The 15,769-nt window shown below is 68.7% G+C and carries 16 protein-coding genes; 5 read left to right on the forward strand and 11 right to left on the reverse strand.

Annotated features, from left to right (window positions below; all coding sequences use genetic code 11):
• Positions 1 to 115 precede the first annotated feature (115 nt).
• Positions 116 to 1,528 (forward strand): APC family permease, encoded by a 1,413-nt coding sequence (locus tag PKF00_RS01530; protein ID WP_271215493.1) that lies wholly within the window; start codon positions 116 to 118, stop codon positions 1,526 to 1,528.
• Between the two features lie 73 nt (positions 1,529 to 1,601).
• On the opposite strand, the gene PKF00_RS01535 is transcribed toward PKF00_RS01530, so the two are convergent.
• From PKF00_RS01535 to rpsF, 7 genes are all read right to left on the reverse strand, one after another.
• On the reverse strand, positions 1,602 to 2,345 hold the full coding sequence (locus PKF00_RS01535) for an amino acid ABC transporter ATP-binding protein (protein WP_271215494.1): 744 nt from the start codon (positions 2,343 to 2,345) through the stop codon (positions 1,602 to 1,604).
• Between the two features lie 199 nt (positions 2,346 to 2,544).
• The gene (locus PKF00_RS01540; RefSeq protein WP_271215495.1) at positions 2,545 to 3,474 is read right to left on the reverse strand and encodes an amino acid ABC transporter permease; all 930 of its coding nucleotides are present in this window, start codon (positions 3,472 to 3,474) and stop codon (positions 2,545 to 2,547) included.
• Between the two features lie 201 nt (positions 3,475 to 3,675).
• Positions 3,676 to 4,551: an ABC transporter substrate-binding protein gene (locus PKF00_RS01545; protein ID WP_271215496.1), complete on the reverse strand. Its 876-nt coding sequence runs from the start codon at positions 4,549 to 4,551 to the stop codon at positions 3,676 to 3,678.
• 188 nt (positions 4,552 to 4,739) lie between these two features.
• A complete protein-coding gene (gene rplI, locus PKF00_RS01550; protein WP_271215497.1) occupies positions 4,740 to 5,186 on the reverse strand; it encodes a 50S ribosomal protein L9 in 447 nt (148 codons plus the stop codon).
• Positions 5,187 to 5,199: 13 nt separating this feature from the next.
• Entirely contained in the window at positions 5,200 to 5,436 is a 237-nt protein-coding gene (gene rpsR, locus PKF00_RS01555; RefSeq protein WP_012895699.1) for a 30S ribosomal protein S18, read from the reverse strand.
• Between the two features lie 110 nt (positions 5,437 to 5,546).
• Complete coding sequence (locus tag PKF00_RS01560) at positions 5,547 to 6,143, reverse strand: single-stranded DNA-binding protein (protein ID WP_271215498.1); 597 nt, start codon at positions 6,141 to 6,143, stop codon at positions 5,547 to 5,549.
• Positions 6,144 to 6,219: 76 nt separating this feature from the next.
• Positions 6,220 to 6,510, reverse strand: coding sequence for a 30S ribosomal protein S6 (gene rpsF / locus PKF00_RS01565; protein ID WP_184947277.1), 291 nt, complete (start codon positions 6,508 to 6,510; stop codon positions 6,220 to 6,222).
• 220 nt (positions 6,511 to 6,730) lie between these two features.
• Between rpsF and PKF00_RS01570 the strand changes: the two genes are divergently transcribed.
• Positions 6,731 to 7,039 (forward strand): hypothetical protein, encoded by a 309-nt coding sequence (locus PKF00_RS01570; RefSeq protein ID WP_271215499.1) that lies wholly within the window; start codon positions 6,731 to 6,733, stop codon positions 7,037 to 7,039.
• Positions 7,040 to 7,086: 47 nt separating this feature from the next.
• On the opposite strand, the gene PKF00_RS01575 is transcribed toward PKF00_RS01570, so the two are convergent.
• Positions 7,087 to 7,245, reverse strand: a complete 159-nt coding sequence (locus tag PKF00_RS01575) for a hypothetical protein (protein WP_271215500.1) — start codon at positions 7,243 to 7,245, stop codon at positions 7,087 to 7,089.
• Between the two features lie 119 nt (positions 7,246 to 7,364).
• On the opposite strand from PKF00_RS01575, the gene PKF00_RS01580 reads away from it, so the two are divergent.
• Complete coding sequence (locus PKF00_RS01580) at positions 7,365 to 8,123, forward strand: deoxyribonuclease IV (protein ID WP_271215501.1); 759 nt, start codon at positions 7,365 to 7,367, stop codon at positions 8,121 to 8,123.
• Between the two features lie 228 nt (positions 8,124 to 8,351).
• Here PKF00_RS01580 and PKF00_RS01585 read toward each other — a convergent pair whose 3' ends face one another.
• From PKF00_RS01585 to PKF00_RS01595, 3 genes are all read right to left on the reverse strand, one after another.
• Positions 8,352 to 9,272, reverse strand: coding sequence for a hypothetical protein (locus tag PKF00_RS01585; RefSeq protein ID WP_271215502.1), 921 nt, complete (start codon positions 9,270 to 9,272; stop codon positions 8,352 to 8,354).
• 105 nt (positions 9,273 to 9,377) lie between these two features.
• A complete protein-coding gene (locus PKF00_RS01590) occupies positions 9,378 to 10,688 on the reverse strand; it encodes a glycosyltransferase family 87 protein (protein WP_271215503.1) in 1,311 nt (436 codons plus the stop codon).
• Positions 10,688 to 13,417 carry a transglycosylase domain-containing protein gene (locus PKF00_RS01595; protein WP_271215504.1) on the reverse strand — a complete coding sequence of 910 codons (2,730 nt, stop codon included), beginning with the start codon at positions 13,415 to 13,417 and terminating at the stop codon, positions 10,688 to 10,690. Before PKF00_RS01595 ends, PKF00_RS01590 begins: the two co-directional genes overlap by 1 nt.
• A 544-nt stretch (positions 13,418 to 13,961) precedes the next feature.
• Here PKF00_RS01595 and PKF00_RS01600 point away from each other — a divergent pair.
• Together PKF00_RS01600 and PKF00_RS01605 are read left to right on the forward strand one after the other, a co-directional pair.
• Positions 13,962 to 14,630 carry a PadR family transcriptional regulator gene (locus tag PKF00_RS01600; protein WP_271215505.1) on the forward strand — a complete coding sequence of 223 codons (669 nt, stop codon included), beginning with the start codon at positions 13,962 to 13,964 and terminating at the stop codon, positions 14,628 to 14,630.
• A gap of 27 nt (positions 14,631 to 14,657) precedes the next feature.
• On the forward strand, positions 14,658 to 15,737 hold the full coding sequence (locus PKF00_RS01605) for an inositol-3-phosphate synthase (RefSeq protein ID WP_271215506.1): 1,080 nt from the start codon (positions 14,658 to 14,660) through the stop codon (positions 15,735 to 15,737).
• Positions 15,738 to 15,769: the final 32 nt, after the last annotated feature.

The raw sequence follows: 15,769 nt of genomic DNA on the forward strand, positions 1-15,769 counted from the left end.
AGGTCACCCCTCGTCGATCATCCGCCGTCTCCCTCCGAGCGAAGCGACAAACCGTTGGACCGGCGGCGCGCGTCACGGCCTGCCCAAGGCCTACCGTCCGGCTGATCTCGTCGTCATGGGTGTCGGCGTCATGATCGGCGCGGGCATCTTCAGCCTCGCCGGACGCCAGGCGGCCACCATGGCGGGCCCCGGAGTCGTCCTCTCATTCATGATCGCCGGTATCACCAGCCTGCTCGTCGCCTTCTGCTTCGCGGAGCTGTCCTCGGCCCTGCCGAGTTCGGGCAGCGCCTACACCTTCGCCTACGTCATCTTCGGCGAGGTCTGGGCCTGGGCCGTCGGCTGGGCTCTGGTGATGGAGCTGCTGCTGGCCAGCGCGGTGGTGTCCCGCGTCTGGTCTCTGTACGCCTCGCAACTGCTCACCGACCTCGGTGTGCGCCTCCCCGCGCCACTCGCCGCGATCACCGGCCAGGCCGAGGGGTTCGACCTGTTCACGCTGTTCATCCTGGTGATCCTGACCGCCGTGGTGACGCTGGGCGCCCGGATCGGGCTGCGTGCCCTGCGGATCATCGTGGTCGCCAAGCTGCTGGCCATCGGTGCGGTCATCGTGGTCGGCGCCATGCACTTCGACCAGCGCAACCTGTCGGCCATCCCGGTGCCCGCCACTCCCGCCGAGTCCACCGCCGGCACCCTGGACTCCCCCCTGCTGGGCATCCTCTTCGGCCAGACGGGGGCGTTCGGCTGGTTCGGCATCTTCGCCGCCTCGGCGGTCATCACCTTCGCCTACATCGGCTTCGACGTCGTGGCCACCGCGGCCGAGGAGTCGGAGGACGCCTCGGGGTCGGTGCCGAAGGGCATCATCCGCAGCCTGGTCGTCACCACGGTCATCTACATAGCGGTGGCGCTGGTGATGGTCGGGATGACCTCCTACGAGAAGATCAACAGTGAAGCGCCGCTCGCCAACGCCTTCCGCGAGGCGGGCGAGGGCTTCATGGTGCACATCATCAACCTCGGCGCCGTCCTCGGGCTCACGACGGTCGTCCTGGTGCTGCTCGTCGGCCTGACCCGCGTCATGTTCTCCATGGCCAGGGACGGGCTGGTCCCGAGTCGCCTCGCCAGGATCAACAAGAGATACCGCAGCCCGACCAGGGTCACCCTGCTCATCGGCGTCCTGGCGATCCTGCTCGCCGAGTTCGTGCCGGTGCTCACCCTCGAACCGCTGGTGGTGATCGGCACCCTGTTCGTGTTCGTCTCCGTGGCGGCGGGCGTCCTCAGGATGCGGCAGACGATGCCCGACCTGCCCAGGGGTTTCCGCGTCCCGCTCTCCCCGGTCGTGCCGATCGCCTCGATCGTCGCCTGCCTGTGGCTCCTGGTGAACCTCCAGGTCGTCACCTGGCTGTACTTCATCGCCTGGATGGCCCTGGGCGTCCTGGTCTACCTGCTGTACGGCAGACGCAACAGCGCGCTCGCGGCGGGAGAGCAACCGGTGGACCCCCTCGCCCCCGGCCTCCGCGGACGCCACAGACGCTGAGCCCGCGCCCTCGCCCCGGTGAAGGCGCGGGGCCGGGCGGCGCGCGACCCGGTGGGGGCGCCCGGCCGCCGGATCAGATTCGCCGGGCGTCGAGGACGCTGCGCAGGAACTCCCGGGTTCGGGGCTGCCGGGGGTCGGTGAAGACCTGTTCGGGCGTTCCGCGCTCGAGGAGCACGCCGTCGTCGAGGAAGCAGACGGTGTCCGCGATCTCCCGGCAGAAGCCCATCTCGTGGGTGGTCAGGATCATCGTCATCCCCCCCTCCTTGAGCTCCCTGATGACGCTGAGCACCTCCGTGACCAGCGCGGGGTCCAGTGCCGAGGTCACCTCGTCCAGCAGCATCAGACGGGGACGGGTGGCCATGGCCCGGATGATGGCGGCGCGCTGCTGCTGGCCGCCGGAGAGCCGGTCGGGGTAGGAGGCCGCCTTGTCGGCCAGACCGAACCGTTCCAGCAGCTCACGGGCCTGGTGTTCGGCCTGCTCCCTGCCGACCTTGTGCACCTTGCGCGGGGCCAGCGTGATGTTGTCGAGCACGGTCATGTGCGGGAAGAGGTTGAACGCCTGGAACACGATGCCCATGCGCTTGCGCACGTCGTCGGCGTCGACGCGGACGTCGGTGATCTCCTTGCCATCGAGGTGGATCGTGCCGTCGTCCACGGTCTCCAGCAGGTTCACGCAGCGCAGCAGTGTGGACTTGCCCGATCCCGAGGCGCCGATCAGGCAGACCACCTCGTGCGCCTCGACGGACAGGTCGATGCCGCGCAGCACGCTGTGACCGTGGTAGTTCTTCCAGACGCCCTCGATGGTCAGCAGGCTCATGCGCTCTCCTCATCCGTCGGCCCGCCCGCCGACCTCCTTCTCGACCCGCCCGTCGGCGCGCCGTGCCCGTGAAGACCGCCGTGCCCATGAAGACCGCCGTGCCCATGAAGACCACCGTGCCCACGAGGGTCACCGTGCCCGCCGTACAGGTCGGACCTGTCGGAGCCGCCGCGACCGGCGGCCCGCCCGCTGCGGTCCCTCACTGGCCCCGCCGCTGCTGTGACCTGGCCGCCAGGTAGTCGGTGAAACGAGCCAGAGGGATGGTGAGCAGGATGAACAGCAGCGCCCCCACCAGGTAGGGCGTGTAGTTGAACGTGCTCGCGGCGTGGATCTGCGCCTGGCGGAGCGCCTCGAGCGGGCCGATCGTGGCGACCAGGGCGGTGTCCTTCTGCAGTGAGACGAAGTCGTTGAGCAGCGGCGGCGCCACCCGTCGCACGGCCTGCGGCAGCACCACGTGGCGCATGGTCATGCCGTGGCTCAGCCCGAGGGACCTGGCGGCGGCCCGCTGGCTCGGGTGGACCGAGTCGATTCCCGCCCTGAAGACCTCCGCCACGTACGCCCCGTAGGACAGGGTGAGCGCGATGACGCCCAGTGTCACCAGATCCGTCGGCACGCCCTGCAGGTCGAGCGCCGGCAGACCGAAACCGACGAGATAGATGACCAGGATGGTCGGCACACCGCGGAAGACGTCGGTGTAGGCGACCGCGAGGGCGCGCAGCGGGAAGAACACCGGCGCCCTGAGGTTGCGCACCAACGCGACCAGCAGGCCCACGACGAGGACCAGCGGCTCGGCGATCAGGAAGATCTTGACGTTGAGCAGGAACCCGTCCAGCACGTCGGGCAGCGCCTTGACGAACTGCTCGGGGTTGAAGAACGTCTCCCGGACCCTGGGCCAGCCGGGAGAGCCGGCCACACCCCAGACGAGCAGGACGATCACCAGGAGCGTCGAGACGGTCGCGACCGAGCCCGACCTGATCGACCGCCGCCTGCGCAGACGCTCCCGCTCCAGCTGCCGGGCGCTCTTCACCCAGCCGGGCGCGCCAGACGCGCCCGGGACGTCGGAGAGACCAGGCGTGCCTGCCGTGTCCGGGGCGCCGGACGCGGCGGTCTTCCGGTCACCGCCGTCCAACGAACACCTGCCCGCCGAATGCCCGGATCCCGCACCGGGAGTCCTCCCGCCCCGTGGAACGCCACACCGTCCGGCGGACGCGCGCCGAGACCACCGCGCCGGAGCTCTCCCGCCCCACGACACAGCGCGCGGTACGGCCGACACGTGTCAGCACCGTCCCGCGCGGCGAGTCCGCGTCACCGCGTGAATGTCTCGCTGTCACTACTTCAGCTCCGGCGCGCCCGCGGCGGAACCGAGCCACTCAGACTCGATCTTGGCCAGTTCGCCGGAGGCGGTGAGCTTATCGATCGCCTCGTTCACGCAGCTCACCAGCGGACTGCCCTTCTCGAAGACCGCGCCGAAGACCTCCGGCGTGCCCGAGGCGGTGCCGAACTGGCCGACCAGCTTGGAGTTCTCGACCTGGGCCGCGGTGACGTAGAACGCGGTCGGCAGGTCCACCACCACGGCGTCGACCTGCTTGTTCTTCAGCGCGTTCACCACGTCGATCTGCTCGTTGTAGACGTTGGGCTCCGCGGAGGGCTGGATGACGTCCTTGACCGCCTGCAGGGAGGTGGTCCCGACCTGCACACCGATCTTGGCGTTCTTCAGGCCCGCCAGGTCCGTGGCGGAGGCGGTCTTCGAGCCGTCCAGCGCGACCACGGCCTGCTTGACCGTGTAGTAGCCCTTGCTGAAGTCGACGACCTTGGCCCGGTCCGGGGTGACGGAGACCTGGTTGACGTCGAAGTCGAACTGCTTGGGGCCGGGGGCGAACGCGGAGTCGAACTTCACCGTCGACCAGGCGACCTCGCCGTCCTGGAAGCCGAGCTGCTTGGCGATCGCGTGGGCGACGGCACCCTCGAAGCCCTTGCCGTTCGCCGGGTCGTCGTCCTTGAACCACGGTTCGTAGGCGGGCTTGTCCGTGCCGATGGTCAGCTTGCCCGCCGTCTTCAGCGCGAGCTTGTCCTTCGCGCACGAGGCGGGCGCGGAGGAGGCGTCCGAGGAGGCGCCTGCCCGGGTCGTCGAGTCCGAAGCCGGCGCACAGGCAACGGCGGTCGCCGCGAGGGCACCGAGCGCGAGCAGCACCGAGGGACGGGGCATGACAAACCTCCAGGGAGAAGCGATGACCTCCGAATTGTATGTATCGGCGGTGACTGGGAGTAAAGCGGCTTCCCCGGGGGGAAATTCGGGGTTTCAGATGACCCTGTGGGCTGACACGGACAGGGCCCCCTTCCCGCGCGGGAAGGGGGCCCTGTCTGAAACGATCTCAAGCGATCTCAAACGACCGCTCAGGCCGCGACGACCTCGATGTCGAGGGCGGCGGAGACCTCCGGGTGCAGCTTGACGCTGACCCGGTGGGAGCCGAGGCTCTTGATCGCGGAGGCGATCTCGATGCGACGACGGTCGAGCACGGGACCGCCCGCGGCCTTGACGGCCTCGGCGACGTCACCCGTGGTGATGGAGCCGAAGAGACGGCCGGAGTCGCCCGCCTTGGTCTTCAGGACCACCTTGAGCGACTTGAGCTGGCCCGCGACCTCCTGGGCGGTGCCCAGGTCGCGGATCTCGCGCGCGTCGCGCGCCTTCTTGATCGAGGCGATCTGCTTCTCGCCGCCGCGCGTCCACACGATCGCGAACCCACGGGGGAGCAGGTAGTTGCGGCCGTAGCCGTCCTTGACCTCGACGATGTCGCCGGGGGCGCCGAGGCCGGTGACCTCACTGGTGAGAATGAGCTTCATCTGTCCGACCTCCTTAGCGCGCGGTGCTCATGTACGGCAGGAGCGCCATCTCACGAGCGTTCTTGATAGCGGTCGCCACGTCACGCTGGTGCTGGGTGCAGTTGCCCGTCACCCGGCGGGCACGGATCTTGCCGCGGTCGGAGATGAACTTCCGAAGCAGCGCCGTGTCCTTGTAGTCGACGTAGGAGATCTTGTCATGGCAGAACAGGCAAACCTTCTTCTTGGGCTTGCGCAGTGCCGGCTTGGCCATCGTGGTGCTCCTTTCAGAGCCCCGCCGTGAGGCGGGAATGGTCGCTGCGGATATGGACTGGTTTTCTCAGGCGCGGTCCGGGCCGTCCCGGAGGACGGCCGTCCTGAGACCTAGAAGGGCGGTTCGTCGCTGAAGTCGCCGCCGCCGCCGAAGTTGTTGCCGCCGCCGTAGTTGCCACCCGGCTGCTGACCGCCGCCGTAGTTGCCGCCCGACTGCTGGCCGCCGTAGTTGCCGCCGCCGCCGAAGTTGCCGCCGCCCTGAGGCGCGGCCGGCGCGGCGGATGCCCACGGGTCGTTGGCGGGACCGCCGCCGAAGCCGCCGCCACCGCCACCGCCCTGACGGGCGGTCTTGTTGACCTTGGCTGTGGCGTTCTTCAAGGAGGGGCCGACCTCGTCGACCTCGACCTCGTAGACCGTGCGCTTCTCGCCTTCCTTGGTCTCGTAGGACCGCTGGCGCAGCCGTCCCTGAACGATGACCCGCATGCCGCGCTGCAGGCTCTCGGCGACGTTCTCCGCCGCCTGCCGCCACACGTTGCAGGTCAGGAACAGGCCTTCGCCGTCCTTCCACTCGTTGGTCTGCTTGTCCAGGAACCTCGGAGTGGACGCGATGCGGAACCGGGCCACGGCTTGCCCCGTAGGGGTGAAACGCAGCTCGGGGTCGTCGACGAGATTGCCGACGATGGTGATCGTGGTGTCGCCTGCTGCCATGGCTAGCGCTGCCCTTCCTGCGGCCTTCGCGGTATATCGGCTCAGAGTACGGCTGCCGTCCGACAAAAGTCGGGGGTTAGTGCACGTCCGGACGCAGGACCTTGGTGCGGAGGATGCCCTCGTTGAGGTTCATCTGCCGGTCGAGCTCCTTGACCGTCGCGGGCTCGGCGGTCAGGTCGATCACGGCGTAGATGCCCTCGGGCTTCTTGGCGATGTCGTAGGACAGCCGACGACGACCCCACACGTCGACCTTCTCCACGGTGCCGCCGTCATTGCGGACGACCGTGAGGAACTGGTCGAGGGAAGGGGCCACCGTGCGCTCATCGAGCGAAGGGTCGAGGATGACCATCACTTCGTAACGACGCATGCTGGCTTCCAACCTCCTCTGGACTTTTGCGGTCACGACACCGTGCCGTGACAGGAGGACGCTGACGTCTTCGCCGCGGACGCCCATTTCGGCGGCCGTGGCGGAGGGTGGGCGATGACACACCCATACAACGCAGCCGTGCCAGCCTACCAGGGCGTCAAGGGTTGGGCCGTCACAACGCAGGGCAGTCATCTAGCAGAGGAAAGGGGAGGTGAAAACCATGCCGGACGCTTCTCGTCCCCTCGGGAACCTGATCTTCCGCACGCTGAACACCGACGGCCGGCGTCACCCGCTGCAGAACGTCCTGAGCGTCGTCACCATCGCCTGCGGGCTGATCGCCTTCGTCGCGGGGCTGTTCCCCGCCGCGCACGCGATCGCCGCGTGGCTCGGGGTGCTGGGATTCGTCGGAGGCCTCTACTCGCAGTACGTCTCGGCGACCACCCCGGAGCGTGCGCTGAACATCGTCGGCATCGTGGCGTCCTTCGTCGGCGTGGCCTTCGGCATCTACCACGGCGGTTTCTTCCCGTAGAGTCCCGAACGGCCCGATCCCGCGACGCCGCAGGCGTCGCGAGGGGTTCAGCCCAGGTGCAGGTCGACGCCGAGCAGGACGAGGAACCACAGGAAGACGGCCAGCAGCGCCTCCGCGACGTCCTTCAGCAGCGCCGGGGTGATGTAGTGGTGGATCCAGGCCACGTAGAGGCCGACCAGGATGTAGATCAGACCGATCAGGCTCATCCCTCTGCGGTAGCGGGCCACTTCGACTCCTCGGGGGGTTCGGCCCGCCTGGAGCGGGCGTCGGGGCGCGCCGTGCGACTGCCCTCGTACGGCGCGTCGAAACGGCTACGCTCGAACACATGCCGCTTATCGGAGCTCATGTCGACCAGGACGATCCGCTGACCCAGGCCAAGGCGCGCGGCGCCGACGTGGCGCAGTTCTTCCTCGGGGATCCACAGGGCTGGAAGGGCCCGGTCATCGGCGACAGGACGCGGGAGATCAAGGACTCCGGCGTCGAGGTCTACGTCCACGCCCCCTACGTGATCAACGTGGCCACGGCGAACAACCGGATCCGCATCCCCAGCCGCAAGCTGCTGAGCTCCCACCTCGCGGCGGCGGCCGAGCTCGGCGCCAAGGGCCTGATCGTGCACGGTGGGCACGTCAACGCGGGCGACGACCCGCAGAAGGGCTTCGACAACTGGCGCAAGGTGTTCGAGCGCCTCGAGGAGCACGAGGTCCCCGTCCTCATCGAGAACACCGCGGGCGGCGGCAACGCGATGGCGCGCAAGCTGGAGAGCATCGCCCGCCTCTGGGACGCCCTCGACGGCTTCGACGTGGGATTCTGCCTGGACACCTGCCACGCCCACGCGGCGGGCATCGACCTGGTGGACGCGGTCGAGCGGATCATGGCCATCACCGGCAGGATCGACCTGATCCACTGCAACGACTCCCGCGACGCCGCGGGCTCGGGCGCCGACCGGCACGCCAACCTCGGCGCGGGCCAGATCGACACCGAGCTCATCCTGGCGGTGTGCCGGAGCGCGGACGCGCCGATCGTGGTCGAGACGCCCGGGGACGGTCAGGCCGACGACATCGCCCTGCTCAGGAAGAGCCTGTAGGACGCCGGCACCCAGGCTGTGGAACGTCGGCGTCCACGGCCTGCGACCCCCGCTCGTGCCGCTCCGCTCGTGGCGTGCGCCTGTGCCGCCCCTGCTTGTGGCGTGCGCCCGGACCGCCCCGCTCGTGGACATCGCCTGGGGAGCGCCGCCTGTGGACAGGGCGTCAACAATCCCCAGCCTGTGGATAACTTTTCTGGATTACTTCGCGCCAAGAGTGGGTAGGGAAGTTCACCCCGCCCAGACGCCGTCCAGGAGAGTCAGCGTGTTGAGCGCCATCAGCGGGCCCGCGACCAGCGCGTAGACGACGATTCCCCAGTGCCTCGGCCACTGTCTCCAGCCGGGCAGCCGAGGCGGGGCCGGGGTGCTCGCCCTGCCCACGAGCAGGAACACCGGCCACCACAGCAGCGCGGCGCGCGGAATCGAGAGGTAGTAGGCGGAGCAGACCAGGGCGCCCACCTGGAGTCCCACGTAGACGAGTTCGCTCCACCGCCGCAGCCGGAGCAGGAGCAGGACGAGCCCGATCCCGACGAGAGCCCCGGCGAGCTCCAGCCGAAATATCCACACGAAGCGCCCGTCTCCCATGGCCGCCTGCCACGTCGTGGCCAGCGACTCCCACGGCCACGCCAGGTGCCGCCCCCAGCCCGCCTCCTGCGCCTGTCTCCAGTCCAGCCAGTCGCCGCCCCGGACACGCTGCCAGACGGCGGAGAGCGCCAGCGGCACGAACGGCACGGCCAGCCATCCCGCCTGCCGTACGGGACGCCGTTCGGGCCCCCGTTCGGGACCCCGCTCGGGACTTCGTGAGGTGAAGAACTCCACGACCAGCGCGAGGGCCAGGAACAGGCCGGTGATCCGTACGCAGGAGGCGCAGGCGGCGAGCCCCGCGGCCAGTGGCCACCGGTCCCGGCGCGCGGCCAGCCAGGCCGGGATCGCGAAGGCGAGGAAGAGGGTCTCGCTGTAGCCCGCGAACAGGAACACCGAGGTCGGCCAGAGCAGCAGCGCCGCGACCGCGCGCCACCCCGCCCCCCTCGGTCCCTCGAAGTCGGCCAGCCTGGCCAGCGCGACCGCGGCGACGACGGCCGCGACGGAGGAGACCAACGCCCCCGCGACCGTCCAGTCGTCGGTGAACAGGTGCGCCGCGCGGAGCGTCAACGACGTTCCCCTGAGCGACGGAGCGTCGACGGCGTTCCCCGTGAGGAACGCGGACGGCCCGTCGCCCGGCGGCGCCGGGAGGACTCCTCCATCACGACGCCCCGATCAGGACAGGGCGAGCCTGAACCTGTCGGGGGCCCCGTCGAAGACGCCGCCCGCCTGGTCGTCTGTCCCGTCCTGCCGGATCACGTCCTTGTCCGGCCTGAGGATGTCGCGCACCACGAAGGCCATCATGATCAGGATGGTGATCACGCGGCCCCACACGCCGGTGAAGTAGGTGTCGGCGGAGATGCCGAGGTAGGCGTTCTCCGGGTTCTGGGCCACCAGGTAGAGCCAGATCGCGAAGAAGTACCAGCACTCGGCGACCTGCCAGAGCGCGAACGGCTTCCAGCTGGGCCTGGCCAGCACCGCGAAGGGGATCAGCCAGAGCACGTACTGCGGCGACCACACCTTGTTGGTGATCATGAACGCGGCCAGGGTGAGGAAGCACAGCTGCATCAGCCGGGGCCGCGTCCTGGCCGTCACCGCCAGCACCGCGATCGCCAGGCAGAACGCGGCCAGCGCCACGATGCCCAGCGTGTCGAGCCGCTCGGCGTCACCGAGGATCGGCCACTGCTTGACGTTGAAGAAGTACCAGATCGACCCCCAGTCGGCGGGCCGCTCCTGGCTGAAGACGTAGAACCGGCTCCAGCCGGGGAAGGCGAAGATCATGATGGGCACGTTGACCACGAGCCAGGAGCCCACCACGCCGCCGACCGTCTTGAGGAAGGGCGCCCACCTGCCGGTGCGCAGCGTCAGCAGGAACAGCGGGCCGAGGAACATCACCGGGTAGAACTTGGTGGCGATCGCCAGCCCCAGCAGAATGCCCGCGAGCCACTGCCGCCGCTTCGACCAGGCGAGCAGCGCCCCCAGGGCGAGGGCGTTGGCCGCCAGGTCCCAGTTGATGTACGCGGTGAGGATCAGCGCGGGGGCCAGGGCGTACCAGAGCGCGTCCCAGCGCCTGGCCGGACCCGCGAGCGCGGCCATCAGCAGCACGCTGACGACCAGGGAGATCGCCATGAGGATCACGGTCAGGTCGTAGAAGGCGACCCCGGGATCGCTCATGGACGAGGCGATCCTGCGGAAGAACTCCATGATCCCGCCGATGCCGACGGGGTACTCGACCGGGTGGCCGAAGTAGGGGATCTTGCCCTCGTTGAGCTTCTCGTTCCACCACAGCGGATAGATGTCGGTGTAACAGAAGTTCGTGAACTGGCCGATTCCCTCGTTCCAGGCCCCGCCGAAACGGCAGGGCCACTTCCACAGGTAGGAGAGCACCGCTCCCAACGCCGCGAACAGGGCGAGAGGGACGTAGGGGATCACACGCGTACCGAAGTCGGGTAACGCGACCGGCGTCGTCTGGGTGCTCTTCGTCATCAGGGGTGCTGTCCCGTCGGCTTGGGGCTGGGCATGACCGCCGCTCCCGGGGCGACGCCCGTGTCGAGCCCCCCACCGGTGTCGGTGCCGGAGTCGTCAGGGGCCCGCTCCGCGCCGCCGTCGTCGATCTGGGGGTCACACGAGATGTCGCCCGGCTGGCACTCGTCGGTGATCGGCGGAGGCGTCACCCCGGTGTCGTCCGGCATGCCGTCGTCGCCGAAGTCGTCAGGGTCGTAGGACTCGGTCGGCGTCGGGGAGGGCGTGGGCTTCGGCGCGAGGTTCTTGTCCGTGCCGACGTTGGCGGGCTCGGGGAACTGCAGGACCTCCTTGCCCTTCATGGCCTCCTGCATGAAGGCGTGCCACACCCGGGTGGGATAGGTGGCGCCCTGGATGTCTCCCAGCGACACCTCGGCGTTGGTCTTCAGCTGCTGGCGGTACATGCCGACCGCGGTGGACAGCTGCGGGGTGAACCCGACGAACCACGCCTCCTTGTTCTCGTCGTTGGTGCCGGTCTTGCCGGCGACCGGACGGTCGAAGAGGGCCGCGGCCCTGCCGGTGCCCCGGGGGTCCTTGACCACCTGCTGGAGCGCGACGATGGCGTCGGCCGCGCTGTCGGCGCTGATGACCTGGGCGGGCTGGTCGTTCTCCCTGAGCACCGTTGTCTTGTCACGGTCGAGAACCTTGATCACGACGTGGTTCTCGAAGTGCTTGCCCCCGTTGGCGAAGATCGAGTAGCCGCCGGCCTGCTGGACCGGGGTGACGGGGCCCGAACCGATGGTGATGGCGTAGGAGTGACTCTTCTGCGCCTCCTTGAGCTTCTCCTCGCTGAGGCCCGCCCCCGCCGCGATCGCGATGACCTTGTCCAGCCCGACCTCCTCGCCCATCTGCACGAAGGCGGTGTTGACGGACTCGGCGGTGGCCCTGACGACGTTCACCGAGCCGCCGGGGATGTCGTGGGAGTTCTTGATCGGGTTGGTGCCGGGGGCCGTGATCGGCCCCTTGCCCAGCAGGTAGCTGTTGAGGCTGTTGCCCGCCTCGAGCCAGGCGGCCAGGACGTAGGGCTTGAAGGCCGACGCCGCCTGCTTCTCCGACATGAAGGCGTCGTTCCACTCCCGCTTGATGAAGTTGGGGCCGCCGTAGAAGGCGACGACCCGTCCGTTGCGGGGGTCGACGGCCGCGAGACCGGTGTGGATCTCCCTGGAGAGGCCGGAGGTGTTCTCCTGGACGGCGCGCTTGGCCGCGAGCATCAGCTTCTTGTCGAACGTGGAGTAGATCTTGTAACCGCCCTGCTCGACGTCCTCCTGGTCGATGCCCCTGCGCTTGAGCTCCTTGAGCACCTCAGTGATCATGTAGCCGTTGATGCCCTTGTAGTAGTCCTTCTGCCGGTAGGCGATCCGCTTGGGGGCGGTGGGGGACTTGGCGGGCAGCGAGCCGTACTTGGCGGGGTTGATCAGGGCCATGCCCTTGATCACGTAGTCGTAGCGCTCCTGGGTCGGCGCCAGGTTCTTGGCGTTCTCCGCGCGGTCGAAGGTGTCGGGGTTCTGGATGCGGCCCGCGAGGTAGGCGGCCATCTCCGGGGTCAGCTGATCGACGTTCTTGTTGAAGAACGCCTGCGCGGCGGCCTGGATGCCATGGGCGCCGCGCCCGAAGTAGATGGTGTTGAGGTACTGCGTGATGATCTGGTCTTTGCTCATCTGCTTGTCCAGCTTGATCGCGACGAAGATCTCCTTGATCTTCCGCTGGATCGACCGCTCCTGGCTGAGGCCGTCGTAGTAGTTACGGGCCATCTGCTGGGTGATGGTCGAGGCGCCCTGGACCTGCTCACCGCTCACCGTGCTCCACAGCGACCGGGCCATGCCCTTGAAGTCGATGCCGTGGTCCTCACGGAAGCTGCGGTTCTCCGCGGCGATCACCGCGTCCTTGACCTGCTCGGGGATCTTCTCGGCCGTGACGATCGTCCGCTTGACGCCGAGGCGGGCCAGCACGGTCTTGTCGCTGTAGTAGATGACGCTTCCCTGGTCGTCCGCCTCGTCCTGGGGGGTCGTGGGGACGGGGGTGTTGGCGTAGGCGACCGCGATCATGCCGAAGACGCCGGCGGCGAGGATCGTGAAGCTCGCCACCACGATCTTCCAGCTGGGCAGGAAGCGCTTCCATCCGGTACGCCTCGGCTTGCCGCCGCTCCTGCCGCTCCTGCCGTTCCCGCCGGGACCGTCAGGGCCGTCGGGACCGTCTCCACCACCGGGCCCACCACCGGGCCCACCGCCGGGCCCGCCGGGACCTCCCGGCCCCTCGGGCGCCCTGAAGGCCGCGCTCCCCTCGGGACCGCCCGCGCCGCGACCGCCGCGCGCGCGCCTGCTCCGTCCGCCACCGGCGGCGGGCCCCGATGGACGGCCTCCTCCCGCCTGGGCGGCGAGCATGGCCTGGGTGTCCTCGAAGGCGGCCTCCGCCCTGCGTCCGCCCGCCGGGTCGGTGTCCTGGCGGCGCATCCCGCCCGTCCTGGAGTCGGGTCCCTGCCCGCCCGCCGCGACCGTCCGAGGGTCAGGGCTCTGCCCGCCCATCACGACCGTCCGAGGGTCGGGGCCCTGGTTGCCCGCCGCGGCCGCTCTGGGATCGGGGCCCTGGTTGCCCGCTCCGACCGTCCTGGGGTCGGGGCCTCTGCGACCGGCTCCCGCGGCCGCGGGGTCGAAGCCCGCCTGTCGCGGCGCTCCCTGCGCCGGACCCCGGCTCATGTTTCCGGTTTGGGGAAGCGGGGGCGGGGGAACCTGCTGAGGAGCGGCTCCTGCGCCTGAGCGACGGCGCCGTCCCTGGGGAGCCGACGCGTCGGGCCCCTGCGGGCGCCCGTACGGCTCCGGGTCATGGCTGTTGCTGTAACTCACGCGTCCTCGTTCGGTCATCGGGGTCTACGACGGCGTGCAGGCGGGTGAGATTACCGTCTGCGAGCGGCTGCTCTCATCGCCTTGGCTCACTGGTAGCCGACCTATTCGGGTGGATCTCCGTTCCCGAGGACGAACGAGGCCGTCAAGTGGTTCCGAGAACAACCTTGGCAGACCTCTCCCACCTGAGCGTGGAATTCGCCGCATTGAGCGGTGGTCCCGGACATGCGGGGGCACGAGCCCACCACCGTTCGCTGTGACCACATAAGCGTCACACTACGGCTTTTTACTGTTTGCGCCCAACCTCTTGGGAAAGTCGTTAATTGCAGGGATATGTTGGTCCGACGTATCCTCAGGATGTATCGGCTCGATACATCGACGCGAGAGGTGGTGGTTTCCCGTGGCCAGCGGACGTGGCGGCGTGCTGGAGCTCGCCGTGCTCGGGTCGCTGCACGAGACCCCGCTCCATGGCTATGAGCTGCGCAAACGGCTCAACTCTCTCCTCGGAATGTTCCGCGCGTTCTCCTACGGCTCGCTCTACCCCTGCCTCCGTCAGCTGCTGACGGACGGGTTGATCGTGGAGGACGACGACTCCGACACCTCCACCGCCGAAGCCCCCATCACGCTCACGGGGCGTCGATCGAAGATCGTCTACAAGCTGACGGCGGAGGGCAAGGAGCGCCTCCAGGAGCTGCTCACCCAGGCCGGTCCATCAGCCTGGGAGGACGAGAGCTTCGGAATCCACTTCGCCTTCTTCAGGCACACCGAGGCCGAAGTCCGCCTGCGCATCCTCGAAGGACGCCGCAGCAGGCTGGAGGAACGGCTCGACGGCGTGCGCACGGCCCTCGCCAGGACGCGGGAGCGGCTCGACAGCTACACCCTCGAGCTGCAACGTCACGGACTGGAGTCGGTCGAGCGCGAAGTGCGCTGGTTGAATGAGCTGATCGCCACGGAGCGGCGAGGCTCCGCGATGGACGAAGAGCGGCGCTCCGCTCAGGAAGGAACCTCACGGGCGCCCGCGCCCGGAGCGGATAACACGGGGCGGCACTCCGCCCCGGAAGACAATTGACCATTCAGAACAAGGGGAGCGAGTGCCATGGGTTCGGTGCGCGTAGCCATTGTCGGTGTAGGCAACTGTGCCTCGTCGCTCGTGCAGGGCGTGCATTACTACAGGGACGCCGATCCGGGCAGCCGGGTGCCGGGCCTGATGCACGTCAAGTTCGGTGACTACCACGTCGGCGACGTCGAGTTCGTCGCGGCGTTCGACGTGGACGCGAAGAAGGTCGGGCGCGACCTCTCCGAGGCGATCGTCGCCTCGGAGAACAACACCATCAAGATCTGTGACGTGCCGCCGCTGGGCGTCACCGTGCAGCGTGGCCACACCTACGACGGTCTTGGCGAGTTCTACAGCGAGATGATCGAGGAGTCCGACGAGGCTCCGGTGGACGTTGTGCAGGTCCTGAAGGACAGCAAGGTCGACGTGCTCGTCTCCTACCTGCCGGTCGGGTCGGAGGACGCGGACCGCTTCTACGCCCAGTGCGCCATCGACGCCAAGGTGGCCTTCGTCAACGCGCTGCCGGTCTTCATCGCCTCCGACCCCGTCTGGGCGGAGAAGTTCACCCAGGCCGGTGTCCCCATCGTCGGCGACGACATCAAGTCCCAGGTCGGCGCGACCATCACGCACCGGGTGATGGCCAAGCTGTTCGAGGACAGGGGCGTGGAGCTGCTGCGCACCTACCAGCTGAACTTCGGCGGGAACATGGACTTCATGAACATGCTGGAGCGCAAGCGCCTGCAGTCCAAGAAGATCTCCAAGACCCAGTCGGTCACCTCCCAGATCCCGCACGAGATGGGCAAGGCGGACGTGCACATCGGCCCGTCCGACCACGTGCCGTGGCTCGACGACCGCAAGTGGGCCTACGTCCGCCTTGAGGGAAGGTCCTTCGGCGACACCCCGCTGAACCTGGAGTACAAGCTGGAGGTCTGGGACTCCCCCAACTCCGCCGGCGTCATCATCGACGCGGTCCGCGCCGCCAAGATCGCGCTGGACCGGGGCGTCGCGGGGCCGATCCTGTCCGCCTCCTCCTACTTCATGAAGTCCCCGCCGGAGCAGTACTCCGACGAGGAGGCCCACGAGTACGTGGAGAAGTTCATCCGCGGCGAGGTCGAGCGCTGACGCTCCCCCTCCTGCCTCCCCGCCAGCGCGGG

The organism is Streptosporangium carneum, from assembly GCF_027922005.1.
GTDB lineage: Bacteria > Actinomycetota > Actinomycetes > Streptosporangiales > Streptosporangiaceae > Streptosporangium > Streptosporangium carneum.

Coding starts and splice junctions, on each gene's coding strand:
- PKF00_RS01570 (WP_271215499.1), top strand. CDS start 6,731: ATGCCGGACGCTTCTCGTCCCCTCGGGAACCTGATCTTCCGCACGCTG.
- PKF00_RS01580 (WP_271215501.1), top strand. CDS start 7,365: ATGCCGCTTATCGGAGCTCATGTCGACCAGGACGATCCGCTGACCCAG.
- rplI (WP_271215497.1), bottom strand. CDS start 5,186: ATGAAGCTCATTCTCACCAGTGAGGTCACCGGCCTCGGCGCCCCCGGC.
- PKF00_RS01595 (WP_271215504.1), bottom strand. CDS start 13,417: ATGAGCCGGGGTCCGGCGCAGGGAGCGCCGCGACAGGCGGGCTTCGAC.
- PKF00_RS01605 (WP_271215506.1), top strand. CDS start 14,658: ATGGGTTCGGTGCGCGTAGCCATTGTCGGTGTAGGCAACTGTGCCTCG.
- PKF00_RS01560 (WP_271215498.1), bottom strand. CDS start 6,143: ATGGCAGCAGGCGACACCACGATCACCATCGTCGGCAATCTCGTCGAC.
- PKF00_RS01535 (WP_271215494.1), bottom strand. CDS start 2,345: ATGAGCCTGCTGACCATCGAGGGCGTCTGGAAGAACTACCACGGTCAC.
- PKF00_RS01590 (WP_271215503.1), bottom strand. CDS start 10,688: ATGACGAAGAGCACCCAGACGACGCCGGTCGCGTTACCCGACTTCGGT.
- rpsF (WP_184947277.1), bottom strand. CDS start 6,510: ATGCGTCGTTACGAAGTGATGGTCATCCTCGACCCTTCGCTCGATGAG.
- PKF00_RS01530 (WP_271215493.1), top strand. CDS start 116: ATGGGTGTCGGCGTCATGATCGGCGCGGGCATCTTCAGCCTCGCCGGA.
- PKF00_RS01575 (WP_271215500.1), bottom strand. CDS start 7,245: ATGAGCCTGATCGGTCTGATCTACATCCTGGTCGGCCTCTACGTGGCC.
- PKF00_RS01545 (WP_271215496.1), bottom strand. CDS start 4,551: ATGCCCCGTCCCTCGGTGCTGCTCGCGCTCGGTGCCCTCGCGGCGACC.
- rpsR (WP_012895699.1), bottom strand. CDS start 5,436: ATGGCCAAGCCGGCACTGCGCAAGCCCAAGAAGAAGGTTTGCCTGTTC.